The sequence below is a fragment of the Streptomyces sp. NPDC031445 genome (genome assembly GCF_055581365.1).
Genome location: NZ_JBVIJO010000009.1, coordinates 238711 through 253143 on the forward strand (window position 1 = coordinate 238711; position 14433 = coordinate 253143).

Genomic DNA, 14433 nt, shown 5'->3' on the forward strand with positions numbered 1-14433 from the left:
GGCTCCCGCCCCGCCGGCCGCAGGACGACTCAGGTCTCCGTCCACCCTGCCCGACCGTCCCGCAGGCGTCGTGCGAGGAAGACGAACTCCCTGCCCGGCCGGTCCGGTGCGTCGCGGACGTCCCGCACCTCGTAGCCGTGTGCGACCAGGTCCGACTCGACCTCTTCCCGTTCCCGGAAGCGCAGGGTCGACTCCGATGTCAGCACCTGTCCGTCCGCCGCGAAGGCGTACGTCCAGCGGAAGGTCACGAGCGGCCCGCTCACCTCGGTCAGCTCGACCCAGCTCTCGACGGCGCCGGCGCCCGGGACCTCCGTCACGCGGTAGGAGTTCTCGCGGGTCCACTCCTCCCAGCCGCGTGCGGCCGGATCACGGGTCTCGAAGACCAGGTGCCCGCCGGGCCGCAGCGCTCCGTGGATTCCCCGCAGCGTCTCGTGCCAGGCGTGCGGACCGACGATCGCCTGGGCGACGTTCGCCGTCATCGTCGCGAGGTCGGCCTGCACCGGCGGCAGGGCCGTCGCGTCACCGCGGATCCAGCGCACCCGGTCGCTGCCCGGTTTGCCCCGGGCGACGTCGATCGACGCCTGGGCGGGATCGACGCCGACGACCTCGATCCCGCGCTCGGCCAGGAGCAGGGCGAACACCCCTGTGCCGCAGCCGATGTCGAGGACCTGGCGCGCCCCGAACTCCTCCACGATGCGGAGGTAGGCGTCGAGATCGCCGCGGTCGGGGTCGAGCGGATCGTAGATCGCGGCGAGTCGTGGATGCGCGAAGCATTCGTCAGCCATGCGGCCGAAGGTACGCAGAACCGGCCCCGGAGAGCCACCGGGTTTCGCCTGACCCGGCCGGCGGTCAGGAGCGGGAGGGGCCCGTCGCGCCCCCTGCGTCCTCACGCGTCCTCATCCGGAACCTCCTACGCGGCCGCACCGGCCGACCGGGAGGGGCGGATGCCGTACGAGACGCGTCCGGCGGGGAGGTGGAAGAGGGCGATCAGCGCGCCTCCGCGCACCTCGGGGCCGCTCGCCCGTCGGAACGCGTCGTCCTGGCCCTCGCCATCTCATCCCTTCCCGGCACACGGGGTCAGCCGGAGCCGGAAGCGACGGCGTGCGAGGCGCGCCTTCCGTTCATCTCGCGGAAGGCACGCCCCGCACGCCGCACTCACACGCGGCAAGCCGACGCGTCGGGTGTGTCAGGCGAGGCCGGCCTTGAGGGCGGCGGCCACCTGGACCACGCGCTCGGCCTGGTGACGGGCCGCGTTGCGGGTCTCCTCGCCGACCGGGTTGTTGCCCTGGGCGTCGACGTGCGAGGTGCCGTACGGGTTGCCGTCGACGAACTTGACGGGGTCGGTGTAGCCGGGGGACACGATGATCCCGCCGAAGTGGTGGATGGAGTTGTACAGCGCGAGCAGCGTGGACTCCTGGCCGCCGTGCGCGGTGGCGGTGGTCACGAAGCCGCTGTAGACCTTGTTGGCCAGCTTGCCCTGCGCCCACAGGCCGCCGAGGGTGTCGATGAACTGCTTCAGCTGGGACGAGATGTTGCCGAAGCGGGTCGGGGTGCCGAAGACGATCGCGTCCGCCCACTCGACGTCGGCGGCCGTGGCCTCGGGCACGCCAGCGCTCTCCGCGGCGTGGGCGGCCCACGCCTGGTTGGAGGCGATGGCGGCCTCCGGAGCCAGCTCGGCGGCCTTCAGCAGGCGCACCTCGGCGCCCGCCTTCTCGGCCGCCGCCGAGATCTCCTTGGCGATCTCGGCGGAGAAGCCGGTGGAGGAGTAGTAGATGACGGCGAGGCGGACAGGGGTGGTCATGAAGGTCGTCTCCGATCCTGGGGATGCGTGTGGTGCGCCGGGGCGGACGCAGGTCAGCCCGGGTAGGGGTGCCGTGCGGCGCCTCGTCCGACGCGATAGGTGAATATTAAACGAGTTCGTTCAACCGTCAACCACCGGCATCCTCGGACCCGGGACCGAGGCCGCGGCCCGGCGGCACCGAGCCGCCCCGCGCCCGCGCCGACCGACGGTCGCTACTCGGGCTGGGCGCGGCGGGCGGTGGCGAACCGGCGCTGGTAGGCGGCGGGGGAGATGGCCAACTCCCTTGCGAAGACGCGCCGGAGACTCTCGTAACTCGGGAAGCCGGCCAAGGACGCCGCCTGCGACGCGGTGTACCCCTGGTCGAGCAGCGACTTCGCGATGTCGAACCGGATCGACTCCACGTACCGGGCCGGCGTGGTGCCCAGTTCCTCCCGGAACAGCCGGGTGAGGTGACGCGTGCTGAGGTTGAGGTGCCCGGCGAGTTCGGCGAGGGAGTGGTTGCCGGCGGGGTCCGCCGTGACCAGGCCGACGATCCTGCGCAGGGCGGGCGACCGGGGCGGCGGTCCTTGCAGGGGCGCGGAGAACTGGGACTGGCCGCCCGCCCGTTGCAGGTAGACCACCAGGGAGCGGGCCACCTCCCGGCTGACGTCGGGACCGTGGTCCTCCTCGACGAGGGCGAGCGCCAGGTCGATGCCGGCGGTGACCCCCGCCGACGTGTACGTCGTGCCGTCGCGGACGTAGATGGCGTCGGGTTCGACGCGGGTCCTGGGGTGCCGGGCGGCGAGTTCGCCCGCGATCTTCCAGTGGGTGGTCGCCCGCTTGCCGTCCAGGAGGCCCGTCGCGCCGAGGACGAAGGCGCCGGAGCACACGGAGGCGACGCGGCCGGACCGGCCCGCCAGATCCCTGGCGGCTTCGACCAGATCGCGCGTGACCGGAGTCCTCGGGTAGATGTCCGCGCCCGGCACCAGGAAGGTGCCCGGGTCCGCCTCCGCCGCGGCACCGCCGTCGACGGCGATCCGCATGCCCATCGAGGAGGCGACATCGGCACCCGTGGTCGACACCAGGCCGACGCTGTAGTCGGCACCGAGGAGGTTGGCCTCCCCGAAGACCTCGGCGGGGCCGACGACGTCCAGCAGTTTGACCCCGTCGTAGACGAGAATCGCTACGCGATGCGTGTCGGAGCTCACAGAGCCATCCTGAGGTGACTGGATTCGAGTGGTTCATGGCCGGACCGAGGCGGCGCCGCAGGCCGCGTGGTCGGCACTGTGGAGAACGGACGCACGGTCCACTCGTAGCACATCGCACCGGAAAGCACGGACATCATGACCGACATCATCGCAGGCGTGGAAATACCGGAGACATCGGCTGTCGCGGAGGCCACGGAATTCCTCCGGGAGCGGACCAATCCCCTGATCTTCCACCACTCGCGGCGGGTGTTTCTCCTCGGTTCTCTCCACGCGCGGAAGCTGGACCTGCGGCCCGATCCCGAATTGCTCTACATCTCCGCGATGTTCCACGACACGGGCCTGCTGATCCCGTTCTCCGGCACACAACAGCGTTTCGAGGTGGACGGCGCCGACCACGCGCGGAAGTTCCTGCTCGACCGCGGGTTCTCCGAGAGCGCCGCCGAGGTGGTCTGGATGGCGATCGCCCTGCACACGACGCCGGAGATCCCCGGCCGCCTGGGCCCCGAGATCGCCGCCACCAATTACGGCGTGCTCACCGACGCGATCGGCTGGGGGATGGACAGACTGGAAGGCGACCAACTGGACGAGATCGTCGCCGCTCATCCGCGCGGGAATTTCAAGAAGGAATTCTTGCAGGCATTCGTCGACGGCCTCAAAGACCGTCCGGACACCACATACGGCACCGTCAACTCGGACGTCCTGGAACACTTCGTCCCCGGATTCCGCCGCACGTCCATGGTCGAACGCGTCACCAACGCTCCCTGGCCGCGGTGACCCCCTCGCCGTCTGAGGCGACGCGCCGCTTTCGGTGTGCCGACGGTCACCACCATCGTGATGGTGACCGCGGGGACGCCGTCCCGTGCCGCTCGCCACGCTCCCGCCGGCGGCGGCCCGCGATGCCCTGTCCCTGGTGATCACACGGACGGTGCAGGGCGTCGCGGCCGGTACCGCCGGGGTTCCAGCACGCAGAACTCGTTGCCCTCCGGGTCGGCGAGGACCGTCCACGGCACGTCGCCCTGGCCCACGTCGGCGGGCGTCGCGCCGAGAGACCTCAGGCGCGCGACCAACTCGGCCTGATGGGACGGGGAGGTGGTGGCGAGATCCAGGTGCAGGCGGTTCTTCGCCGCTGTCCTGGGTTCCGGGACGGGAACGACGTCGACGCCCACGGCGACCGGGACGACCAGGCGGCGGAGACGGCCCGGCTGCGCGCCCTCGGCGCCACCGGCCTCGACGTCGGCCAGGGCGATGTCCCGTGGACGTGCCTGGCCGACCCGGAGGGCCACGAGTTCTGCGTGCTCGCCCCGCCCTGACGCCCAGCCGGTCCAGCGGACCGAAGCCGGTGCCGGGCCCAGCCGTAAGGGGCCGTGCGATAGGTTGCCCGTCATGACCGGACTCGGACCCGTCGCCTGGCCGCCTGCCCCGATCAGGACCGAACGGCTCGTGCTCCGCGAGTCCGAGGCACGGGACCGTGCCGCGGTCATCGAACTGTTCGCCTCGCCCGAGGTCGGCACCTACATCGGTGGCCCCCGACCGCGTGAGGAGCTCGGGCGTGTGGTGCCCGAGGTGCCCGGGCGGCGACCCGGCTCCTTCGTGGTGGATCTCGACGGAGCGATGATCGGGATGGTCACGCTCGACAGACTCGACGCGGCACGTGCGGGTCAGGCCCGCCCCGGTGCCGGGAAGGCCTCGCTCGGCTACATGTTCCTGCCGCAGGCGTGGGGACGCGGCTATGCGGCGGAGGCGTGCGCGGCGGTACTCGACTGGTTCGCCGCCGCGTTCCCCGGCGAGCCGGTGGTGCTCTGCACCCAGACCGCCAACACCCGCTCGCTGCGCCTCGCGGTGAGGCTGGGGTTCACCGAGGTCGAGCGGTTCGAGGAGTACGGCGCCGAGCAGTGGTTCGGTATGCGGTCCTGAGGGGACGGGTCACGGCACGGCGCAACGGCACGGTCGCCGGGACCGTCGACCGCGTCCTGCCGCCTCGCCCGCACCCTCTGCGCCGGCACGTGCCACGAGCAGCGGCTGGAAGAAGCCCGTCTCCTCCGGCATCCGCCACCCGGGCTCGACGAACCCGGCGTCGGCCGCCCACTCGGCCAGCCGGCCCTGGCCGAGCGCCCAGTAGGCGGTCCGGCGCACCGTGACGCGCCATTCCCCGCCTTCCGGGAGGAGCTGGAAGTGCTCCATGTCGTAGTGCTCGCCGTCGTCGTGCCGGCGCCAGAGCTGGAAGGTGACGGACCGTTCTCCGCCGGCGGCCCGGTGCACCTGCGGAGGCGTCGAAGAGGGGCGGTCGCGCAGCAGGGCTTCGTAGGGGCGCGTGCTCACCAGCAGCAGACCGGCAGGACGCAACACGCGGCGCATCTCGGTCAAGGCGGCGCGCACATCCTGCTCGGTCAGCAGGTGAGGCAGCGCGTTGTCGGCGCAGACGACGGTGTCGAACCGGCCGTCGGGAAAGGGGAGACGGCGCATGTCGGCGGCGGCCGTGCGCACGCTCAGGCCCCGGTGGGCGGCCTCACGGGACGCGCGGGCGGCTGAGCGGGGGCTGACGTCGGTCCCGGTGACGCCGTGCCCGTGCAGCGCAAGGCCGATGGCCTGCGTGCCGATGCCGCAGGAGCAGTCGAGCACCGCCGCCCGGTCCTGGCCGATCAGGGCGTTCAGAGCCGCCCCCTGCCGACGGATGCTCGCCTCCCAGTCCGGGTAGATCAGGTGGTAGTCGTCGGCCAGTTCGTCGTAGAAGTGCGCCACGGATGTCTCGGGCATGGCGCGACCTTACTGCGGCCGGCCCCACGAAGGCGCATGCCGAGTCGAGGGCTTGGGGGAGTGGGATGCTGACCGGGGTCGTGATCGACGCGCTGGCCGTGGCGCGCGCGGAGCGCTTCTGGTCCGACGCCACACGGGGCCGGACGGGCGGCTGCACCTGCGGTTCGTACCGGTCACGACACCGAAGACGGCGGGGCCTTCTGGCAGTCCCGGGCCGGCTGGCACGCGGTCGAGTCCCATGACGGGGGCGTCCGGCTGCGCCGGAGTCCCACCAGTACGGTCTCGCTGGTGATGGGGCCGCCCGCGGCGCCGAAGGAGACGCGGAACAGGCTGCGGCTGGAGGTCACCCGACGCGACGGGGAACCCGGCGAGTTCCCCGTCATCGGCGGGAACGAGTCCACGTCTCGGGGTGACGCCGTCCGTTCGGGCGGCTACGTCACCGCGGTCAGCGTCGCGTAGACCACGACGTTGCCCAGGTAGCCCGTGCGCTTGGTGTAACCGCCACCGCAGGTGATCAACCGGAGCTCGGGGCGGCCCGAACCGCCGTAGACCTTCTTGCTGGGGAACTCCTCCTTGTCGTAGAGCTCGACGGCGCTGACGGTGAACACCGCCGTCCGCCGGTCGGCCCGGCTGATCTCGATGGTGGCTCCCCGGGTCAGGGCGCCGAGGTCGTAGAAGACACCGGGGTCGCCGGCGGGTGTGTCCACATGCCCCGTGGCGACGGCGGTGCCCGCCGAGCCGGGAGGAGTGCCGTCGCCGTACCAGCCGGCGAGGGCGGGTTCGTCGGCCGGGGGAGTCCGCGGTGCCCCCGCCGCATCGAGGCCCACCCGTGTCATCGGGGCGTCCACCCCGATCTCGGCGATGCGGAGCCGGACCGGTTCGGCGGGGGGCAACGGGTGGACCGTGGGGCCGGTGGGATGCGCGGAAGTCGAGAGGGGCTGCGCCGCCGATGGCCGCGGGGGTGAGTCGCTGTCGTGCACGGCGCTGATCAGCAGCACCACACCGGCCGTCATCATGCAGATCAGAAGGAGCACCGCGAGGACGAACGGAGCTCGGGACGGGCTGATGGGGTGTCTGAGTGCCATCGCGTCGCGTCTCTGCTGCAGGGGGGTGCGTCGCAGCGGGTGGTAGGGGGCCACCCGGGGCGGCCGGCGGAGCGGGACGACCAGGTGGCGATCGGGTTCGGCGGTCAGACGCGGTCGTGGTGCGGGCGGCGGCACAACCAGACCGCGCCCCCGGCGGCGGCCGTGACGAGCAGCCCTCCCCCCAGGGCGAGCCCCACACCCGTGTCGTCGGCCGGTCCGAAACCGGCGTTGACCGAGCCGTTCGGAGTGCGTCCGGCGACGCGGTACGTCTCCGTGACCTTGGTCAGCGGCGGACACTTCACGGTGACCGTGTCGTCGCCCGGCCGGGCCCCTTCCGGGATCCGGAACTCGCCCGTGAGCACCCCCTCCTCCTCGCCCGCGAACAGGTGGAAATCCCCGGCCACCTCCGACCGGCCCTTGCCGTAGTCCGCGTCGGCGTCGCAGGCACTCGTACTGACCGTGACCGTCGAACCCGGTGGTGCGTTCCACGGGTCGATACGCAGGTCCGGGTCGTCAGCGGCGGCAGCGGCCGGGATCTGCAGCCCGAGGGCACCGAGAGCCAGGCCGATACCCGCACCCATGTGTCTGTAGCGCATGCGCTTCCTCCAACGGAACCGTGACCGGCCTGCTGCGCGGCACATCTCCTGTGTTCCGCTCACGAGGCAACCGACAGTCCGTCAGTTCCGCAACCCGGCGAGTCGCCGAACATGTCACCCGGTCAGGCGCACGTGCCCGCCCGCGTGAGCGCTTGCGCAGGTCACCGACGCGGAGATCATCCGTACGCGTCACCCGCCGCCCCGTCCCCATCACGGTGAACGTCGGCCAGGCCGCCCCGCACGGTGCGGTCCGCCGCGCGCGCCCGTCAGTCGGTTGCGGCGGGTGACGCGGTGAGGCGCTGGTACAGCTCCCAGCTCGCCCGTCGGCCTTCTCCGGGTCGTGTGCGTTCCACACGTGTGTCCAGGACGCCTCCACGATCTCGACGGAGCTCGCGTGTGCCATGACTTCTCTGCGGTGTGGGACGGCTGGTGGGCGATCCGGAGATCGTCGCCGACGACGCGCCGCGTACGCCGGTCCGGGAGACGGTCGCCGCTCTCGTCGACTGTCCGGGGCCGTCGTCCAGGGCGCGTACGCGCTGGCGCGCGCCGAACAGTCCGCCGAGCCCTTCGGCCCGTCCCGCCTGCGGCCCACGCCGCACGGGGTTCAGGCCGGCGGCGAGGTCTGTACGCCGACGGGGATGTCCAGCCGCCCGGCCACCGTGGTGAGGGCCTCTCCCAGCGGGAGCGCGACCCTGGTCAGGGCGTGCCGGTCGCCCCGGGTCTGGTCGCGGTTGACGATGAGCACCGGCTTCCCGGCCCCGGCCGCCTGACGGACGAACCGCAGTCCGGACATCACCGTCAGCGACGAACCGAGGACCAGCAGCGAGGCCGCCTCTCGGACCAGCTCGCGGCAGTGCTCGACGCGCTGCGGCGGAACCGCCTCGCCGAAGAACACGACGTCCGGTTTGAGGATGCCGCCGCATATCAGGCAGGGCAGGACGCGGAAGTCCTCGACCTGCTCGTCGGTGAGGTCCGCGTCACCGTCCGGGTTGATCCCCGCGGCCACCGGCGCGAAGCCCGGATTGGCCGCTTCCAGCCGCTGGGCGAGTTCGCGGCGCGGACTGAAGGCGCCGCACCCGAGGCAGACGACCCGGTCCAGGCTCCCGTGCAGTTCCACGACGCCCTCGCTGCCGGCGGCCTGGTGCAGGCTGTCGACGTTCTGGGTGATCACCCCGGTGAGCAGGCCGTGCCGCCCGAACGCGGCCACGGCCAGGTGCCCGGCATTGGGGCGGGCACGGCCGAAGGTGCGCCATCCGAGGTGGCTGCGCGCCCAGTACCGGCGCCGGGCCCGGGCGCTCGCGGTGAACTCCTGGTAGGTCATCGGGGTGTGCCGGGTCAGGCTCCCGCCCTCGCCCCGGTAGTCGGGGATGCCCGACTCCGTGGAGATGCCCGCCCCACTGAGCACCAGCACGCCGCCGGCGCTCAGCGCATCGGCGACCGGCTCCAGGTCCGTGGTGCCGGGCGGCAGGTCCTCGGCAGGGGTCCAGCTGAGAGTGGGGCGCATACGCATGCCGCAAGGGTACGAAACGGGCTGCCGCCGGGGAGTCCGGTCCGGCGCCCCCGCCCTCGCGAGCCGCGCTGGACAGGCCGTTCCCGCCCCCTCACGGACGGGTGCGGACGCCGGCGGGCCCACGGGCGTCCCCGGACCGCGAGGGGAGGGCTGAGCCCCGTAGACCCTGGTGCAGGGGCTCAGCAGCGCACGATGCCCCTCTTCCCTCAGGTCACGCGCGCTCGTCCGGACCGCATCGTCCCGGACCCTCACCCGTCATTCCGGTACGCCGCCGCCATCGGATGCGCGGTCGTGGCCCGACGGCAGCGGAGCAGGGTGTCACCGAGGACGGCACGGCCTGGCCGCACCCGTACCGCGACGGCGGCGTGGGGCCGAAACGATCAACGAGACGCCTGGTCCAGAAAGTGGGACACCCTTTGCGGGGACCGGGCACTGCTGTAGAAATAGGCGCATGATTCACGGGTTCCTGGTGCGACGCCTGGTCATCGACCTGTGCCGACGCCCGGCTTCGTGTTGTCGCTGACTCGGCGTTCCTGACGTTTCCCCCTCCCGCTGTCCGGTCGTCTCACCCGGCGGGAGTCGTTCCCCGTGTACCCGGCGGTGCCCGCTCCGCGGCCGTCAGCTCCGCTGACCCCTGCCGCCCGTGCGTGGCGCCCTTGGAGGCTGCCCCATGCCCACGACATCCCGTCCGCCAGAAACCGGTCCCACCCCCATAGCCGCCGGACCGCCGGTCCGCAGGCCCCCGCGGGGCGCTCGGGCGCCGTTGCGCCGTGCCGCCCTGCCGTTCGGTTCGCTCCTGCTGTTCCTCGCGCTGTGGCAGTCGCTCGCGGCGAGCGGGACGTGGAGCGAGACGCTGGTTCCGCCGCCGGCGAAGGTGTGGGACGCGTTCGTCGACGTCTCCACGACACACGACGGCGTACGGGGCTACAACGGGACCTATCTCATCGAGCACCTGGGCATCAGCCTGCGGCGCATCGCCATCGGCTCGGGCGCCGGCATCGCCCTCGGCGTCCTCTTCGGGCTCGCGATGGGCACCGTCGGCTGGCTGCGCTCGCTGTTCGAACCCTGGATCACCTTCCTGCGGACGCTGCCGCCGCTGGCGTACTTCTCCCTGCTCATCATCTGGCTGGGCATCAACGAGGAGCCGAAGATCACCCTGCTGGCGGTGGCCGCCTTCCCGCCGGTGGCGGTGTCCACCACCACGGCCGTCGCGGCCGTACCCCGGAGCCTGCTGGAGGCCGCGCGTGCCCTCGGCGCCTCCCGGTGGGACGTCGTCAGGGACGTCGTCCTCCCGTCCGCCCTGCCGGAGACACTCACCGGCGTCCGGCTCGCCGTGGGAGTCGCCTACTCCTCCCTCGTCGCCGCCGAGTTGGTCAACGGACTGCCCGGCATCGGCGGCATGGTCAAGGACGCCGCCAACTACAACAACACGCCCGTGGTGCTCGTCGGCATCATCGCCATCGGAGTCTCCGGACTGGTCATCGACGGCCTGCTGCTGCGGCTGGAACGCACCGCGGTGCCCTGGCGCGGACGCTCCTAGCCGAGCCGGCCCCACCTCCCCACCTTTCCTCCTCTCGCACAGAAACGGCCGCACCATGTCTCGCTCACTGCCCGGAGTTCCCGTCGGCTCCCCCGCGCGGGGACCGTCCCGCCGGCTCCTGCTCGCCGGCGCCCTGGCCGCCGTGTCCGCGGCCGTGACCGGCTGCTCCTCGGACAGTGAGGCGTCGGCCTCGGGCGGATCCAGGCAGTTGCGCATCGGCTACTTCGCCTTCCCCAGCGGCGATCTGATCGTGAAGAACAACCGGCTGCTCGAGAAGGCCCTGCCGGACCACAGCATCACGTGGATCAAGTTCGACTCGGGTGCCTCCGTCAACCAGGCGTTCATCGGCGAGTCCCTCGACATCGCCGCCCTGGGCTCCAGCCCGTTCGCCCGCGGGGTGTCCGGCGCCTCGCCGATCCCGTACAAGGTGGCCTGGGTCCTCGACGTCGCGGGCGAGAACGAGGCCCTCGTGGCCCGCAAGGCCACCGGCGTCGTCGACGTCGCCGGCCTCAAGGGCAGGACCGTCGCGACGCCGTTCGCCTCCACCTCGCACTACAGCCTGCTGGCCGCGCTGACGAAGGCAGGTCTCAGGACGTCCGACGTCAAGCTCGTCGACCTCCAGCCGCAGGCGATCCTCGCCGCCTGGCAGCGGGGGGACATCGACGCCGCCTACGTCTGGCTGCCGACCCTGGACGAACTGCGCAAGACCGGCACCCAGCTCACCAGCAGCAAGGAGATCGGCGCGGGGGGCAAGCCGACCCTGGACCTCGCCGTGGTGTCGGACGAACTGATCGCCAGGGACCCGCGGGCGATCGACGCCTGGCGCGCGGCACAGGCCACAGCGCTCCGCCTGCTCAAGTCCGACCCCGCCGGCTCCGTCAAGGCCGTCGCGGCCGAGCTCGGCATCAGCACCACGGACGCCCGGGCCCAGCTCGCGCAGGGCGTGTTCCTCACCCCGGAGCAGGTGGCGTCCGCCGACTGGCTGGGCACCGACGGCAACCCCGGCAGGCTGCTGTCGTACGTCACCGACACCGGCCGGTTCCTGGCCGGCCAGAAGCAGATCGACGCCGCACCGTCCGAGGACGTCGTCCGCAAGGCGTTCTACCTCAAGGGGCTGCCCGATGTCCTCAAGTGAAGCCGTACGCGAGGAAGCCGAGGGCGAGGATGCCGTCGCCCCGCGTGCCGGGACCGTGCGCCTCGAACACGTCACCCACCAGTACCGCCGGGGCGGGCAGAGCGTCACCGCGGTGGGACCGGTCGACCTGACCGTGCCCGCCGGCGAGTTCCTGGTCCTGGTGGGCGCCTCCGGCTGCGGCAAGAGCACACTGTTGCGGCTGATCGCCGGATTCGAGCGGCCCACTCACGGCTCGGTGCGGGTGTCCGGCGCCGAGCCGCGGCCCGGCGAGTCGGCCGGTGTCGTGTTCCAGACGCCCCGGCTGTTCCCGTGGCGTACCGTGCGGGGCAACATCGACCTGGCCCTGCGGTACGCGGGGGTGGACCGCGGCCAATGGCCCGAGCGGCGGGCGGAGTTGCTGGCGCGCGTGGGTCTCGAGGGCACGGACAGGCGGCGCACCTGGGAGATCTCCGGCGGCCAGCAGCAGCGGGTCGCCATCGCCCGCGCCCTGGCCGCCGAGAACCCGCTCCTCCTGCTCGACGAGCCGTTCGCGGCGCTGGACGCGCTGACCCGGGAACGGCTCCAGGAGGACGTCCGCCAGGTGACCGCCGAGACCGGGCGGACCACGGTGTTCGTGACGCACTCGGCGGACGAGGCGGTGTTCCTGGGCTCCCGCATCGTGGTGCTCACGAAGAGTCCGGGCACCGTGGCCCTCGACCTGCCGATCCCCCTGCCGCGTGACGGTGCCGACGCCGAACAGCTCCGCGATTCGGCGGAGTTCGCCGAGCTGCGCGCGGAGGTCTCCCACGCCGTCAAGGCCGCCGCCGCGGCCTGACCCCGCCTCGCCCGCATCCAGAGAGGAAACACCGACAGATGAGCGTCCTCAGCGAACGGCCCGCAGCGGCACGGCTGCCGGTCACCGAACTCGGCCCGCACTTCGGAGCCGAGGTCCACGGCATCGACCTCGGTCGCCTCGCAGACGACGAGGTCCTCGCGCTCCGGCAAGCACTCGTGCGGTACAAGGTGCTCTTCGTGCGCGGCCAGCACGGCCTCGACGACGCCCGGCAGATCGAGTTCGGCAGACGCCTGGGCGAGGTCACCGCCGGGCATCCGGTCCACGACTCCGGTGACGTGGCCCCCGAGGTCTACTCGCTCGACAGCCAGGACAACGGGTTCGCCGACGTCTGGCACACGGACGTGACGTTCGTACGGCGACCGCCCGCGATCTCCGTCCTGCGGGCCGTGGTGCTGCCGCCCAACGGCGGCGACACGAACTGGGCCGACAGCCAACTCGCCTACGAGTCGCTGTCGCCGGGCCTGCGGGCGCTGATCGACCCGCTCACCGCGGTCCACGACGGCACCCGCGAGTTCGGGTACTACCTCGCCCAGCGTCGCGAGGGCCGCGGCAACCTGTGGGAGGGCCAGGTGTTCACCGACCTGACACCGGTCGAGCATCCGGTGGTGCGCGTCCACCCCGAGAGCGGACGCAAGGGCCTCTTCGTGAACCCCGGATTCACCTCGCACATCGTGGGCGTCTCGGAGCACGAGAGCCGGGGCATCCTCGACATCCTCTACGCCCACCTCACCAAGCCGGAACACGTCGTACGCCATCGCTGGCAGCCCGGTGACGTCGCCCTGTGGGACAACCGCAGCACGGCCCACTACGCCAACCGCGACTACGGCGACCGTCACCGGGTCATGCACCGCATCACGCTGCGCGGGGACACCCCCGTGGGTCCCGCGGACGCGCGCTGACCTCCTCCCCGGGGACTGGGGGGCAGGTGGCTGCCGCTACCACCCGCCCCCGACGGCGGCATCGTCCACCACGCGTGGCGCCGGCCGGCGAGACCCCCGTCGTCCATGACGTTCCCGCATACCGGCCGTGCCGGACTCTCGTTGGACGCACCGTCGTGCGCTTCCTAGCGTGGCAGGCATGAACGCACCCCGTATCGCCCTGGTCACGGGCGCCAACCAAGGACTCGGCCGCGCCCTCGTCGAAGGACTGGCGGCCCGCATGGACGCGGACGACCTGGTCCTGCTCACCGGCCGCAGCCACCGGCGCGTGACGGACGCCGCACGCGAAGCCGGCCGGCTGCCCGGCACCCGCGCCCGGGTCGAGGGCCGGGTCCTGGACGTCACCGACACCCACGCCATCGCGCGCCTCGCCGAGGAGCTCCGGGTCCGGTACGGAGGCGTCGACGTCGTCGTCTCCAACGCGGTGACCCGCGTACTGCCCGAGGAGTCACAGGCCGACCGGGCCGACGAGTTCATCGCCGTCTCCAACACCGCAACCCACGCGATCCTGCGTTCCTTCGGTCCCGTGCTGCGTCCGGGCGGACGGCTGCTCGTCGTCGCCAGCGGTCTCGGCACCCTCGGCCACCTCGACCCCCGGCTGCACCACCTCTTCGACGGCGCGAGTCTCGACCAGGTCGAACACGCCGTCGCGTCATGGCGCGGCGCCGTCCACCAGCGGACCGCGCGGGAGGCCGGCTGGCCCGTCTGGCTGAACGTCCCCTCGAAGGTGGCTCAGGTCGCCGCCGTCCGCGCCGTCGCCGCCGAACGCCGCGAGAGCGACCTCGCCGACGGCACACTGATCGCCGCCGTGTGTCCCGGCATGGTCGACACAGCCACCTCCCGCCCCTGGTTCAGCGACTACAGCCAGGCCCAGTCACCGGCCGAGGCCGCCGAGGCCGTGCTCGACCTGGTCCTCGCCGACCACGTCGATCCCGCCCTCTACGGCCAGCTCGTCCGCTTCGGCGAACCTTTGGACTGGTACGACGGCACACCCCCGGTGGAGCAGGACCGCATGCTCACGCCCTGAGTGAGCAGGACCGCCGAGCGTCAGC

At 72.3% G+C, this 14433-nt stretch carries 15 protein-coding genes and 1 pseudogene; 8 read left to right on the top strand and 8 right to left on the bottom strand.

What is annotated here, in order from left to right; genetic code table 11:
- Positions 1–29 precede the first annotated feature (29 nt).
- From ACZ5DC_RS24105 to ACZ5DC_RS24115, 3 genes are all read right to left on the bottom strand, one after another.
- On the bottom strand, positions 30–785 hold the full coding sequence (locus ACZ5DC_RS24105) for a class I SAM-dependent methyltransferase (RefSeq protein ID WP_468655819.1): 756 nt from the start codon (positions 783–785) through the stop codon (positions 30–32).
- 401 nt (positions 786–1186) lie between these two features.
- On the bottom strand, positions 1187–1801 hold the full coding sequence (gene wrbA, locus ACZ5DC_RS24110; protein WP_366754519.1) for an NAD(P)H:quinone oxidoreductase: 615 nt from the start codon (positions 1799–1801) through the stop codon (positions 1187–1189).
- A 212-nt stretch (positions 1802–2013) separates the two neighbouring features.
- Complete coding sequence (locus tag ACZ5DC_RS24115; RefSeq protein ID WP_468655820.1) at positions 2014–2988, bottom strand: GlxA family transcriptional regulator; 975 nt, start codon at positions 2986–2988, stop codon at positions 2014–2016.
- Positions 2989–3123: 135 nt separating this feature from the next.
- Here ACZ5DC_RS24115 and ACZ5DC_RS24120 point away from each other — a divergent pair, with 135 nt between their 5' ends.
- Entirely contained in the window at positions 3124–3762 is a 639-nt protein-coding gene (locus tag ACZ5DC_RS24120) for an HD domain-containing protein (protein WP_468655822.1), read from the top strand.
- A gap of 143 nt (positions 3763–3905) precedes the next feature.
- Here ACZ5DC_RS24120 and ACZ5DC_RS24125 read toward each other — a convergent pair.
- A pseudogene (locus tag ACZ5DC_RS24125) lies at positions 3906–4235 on the bottom strand (VOC family protein); the annotation flags it as partial.
- Positions 4236–4371: 136 nt separating this feature from the next.
- On the opposite strand from ACZ5DC_RS24125, the gene ACZ5DC_RS24130 reads away from it, so the two are divergent.
- Positions 4372–4902 carry a GNAT family N-acetyltransferase gene (locus ACZ5DC_RS24130; RefSeq protein ID WP_468655824.1) on the top strand — a complete coding sequence of 177 codons (531 nt, stop codon included), beginning with the start codon at positions 4372–4374 and terminating at the stop codon, positions 4900–4902.
- Between the two features lie 9 nt (positions 4903–4911).
- On the opposite strand, the gene ACZ5DC_RS24135 is transcribed toward ACZ5DC_RS24130, so the two are convergent.
- Complete coding sequence (locus ACZ5DC_RS24135; protein ID WP_468655826.1) at positions 4912–5742, bottom strand: class I SAM-dependent methyltransferase; 831 nt, start codon at positions 5740–5742, stop codon at positions 4912–4914.
- Positions 5743–6030: 288 nt separating this feature from the next.
- Here ACZ5DC_RS24135 and ACZ5DC_RS24140 point away from each other — a divergent pair, with 288 nt between their 5' ends.
- The gene (locus ACZ5DC_RS24140; protein WP_468655828.1) at positions 6031–6201 is read left to right on the top strand and encodes a hypothetical protein; all 171 of its coding nucleotides are present in this window, start codon (positions 6031–6033) and stop codon (positions 6199–6201) included.
- On the opposite strand, the gene ACZ5DC_RS24145 is transcribed toward ACZ5DC_RS24140, so the two are convergent.
- The 3 genes from ACZ5DC_RS24145 to ACZ5DC_RS24155 form a co-directional block, all read right to left on the bottom strand.
- A complete protein-coding gene (locus tag ACZ5DC_RS24145) occupies positions 6174–6758 on the bottom strand; it encodes a class F sortase (RefSeq protein ID WP_468656106.1) in 585 nt (194 codons plus the stop codon). The two genes, ACZ5DC_RS24140 and ACZ5DC_RS24145, sit on opposite strands and share 28 nt — an antisense overlap.
- A gap of 173 nt (positions 6759–6931) precedes the next feature.
- Positions 6932–7423 carry a sortase gene (locus ACZ5DC_RS24150; RefSeq protein WP_468655830.1) on the bottom strand — a complete coding sequence of 164 codons (492 nt, stop codon included), beginning with the start codon at positions 7421–7423 and terminating at the stop codon, positions 6932–6934.
- A 604-nt stretch (positions 7424–8027) separates the two neighbouring features.
- Positions 8028–8933: an NAD-dependent protein deacetylase gene (locus ACZ5DC_RS24155; RefSeq protein WP_468655832.1), complete on the bottom strand. Its 906-nt coding sequence runs from the start codon at positions 8931–8933 to the stop codon at positions 8028–8030.
- A 670-nt stretch (positions 8934–9603) separates the two neighbouring features.
- Here ACZ5DC_RS24155 and ACZ5DC_RS24160 point away from each other — a divergent pair.
- The 5 genes from ACZ5DC_RS24160 (at position 9604) to ACZ5DC_RS24180 (ending at position 14408) form a co-directional block, all read left to right on the top strand.
- Positions 9604–10473: an ABC transporter permease gene (locus ACZ5DC_RS24160; protein ID WP_468655834.1), complete on the top strand. Its 870-nt coding sequence runs from the start codon at positions 9604–9606 to the stop codon at positions 10471–10473.
- Between the two features lie 55 nt (positions 10474–10528).
- The gene (locus ACZ5DC_RS24165; protein WP_468655835.1) at positions 10529–11608 is read left to right on the top strand and encodes a taurine ABC transporter substrate-binding protein; all 1080 of its coding nucleotides are present in this window, start codon (positions 10529–10531) and stop codon (positions 11606–11608) included.
- Entirely contained in the window at positions 11595–12422 is an 828-nt protein-coding gene (locus ACZ5DC_RS24170) for an ABC transporter ATP-binding protein (RefSeq protein WP_468655837.1), read from the top strand. Before ACZ5DC_RS24165 ends, ACZ5DC_RS24170 begins: the two co-directional genes overlap by 14 nt.
- Before the next feature lie 38 nt (positions 12423–12460).
- The gene (locus ACZ5DC_RS24175; RefSeq protein ID WP_468655839.1) at positions 12461–13342 is read left to right on the top strand and encodes a TauD/TfdA dioxygenase family protein; all 882 of its coding nucleotides are present in this window, start codon (positions 12461–12463) and stop codon (positions 13340–13342) included.
- Positions 13343–13520: 178 nt separating this feature from the next.
- Positions 13521–14408, top strand: coding sequence for an SDR family NAD(P)-dependent oxidoreductase (locus tag ACZ5DC_RS24180; RefSeq protein WP_468655841.1), 888 nt, complete (start codon positions 13521–13523; stop codon positions 14406–14408).
- Positions 14409–14433 lie beyond the last annotated feature (25 nt).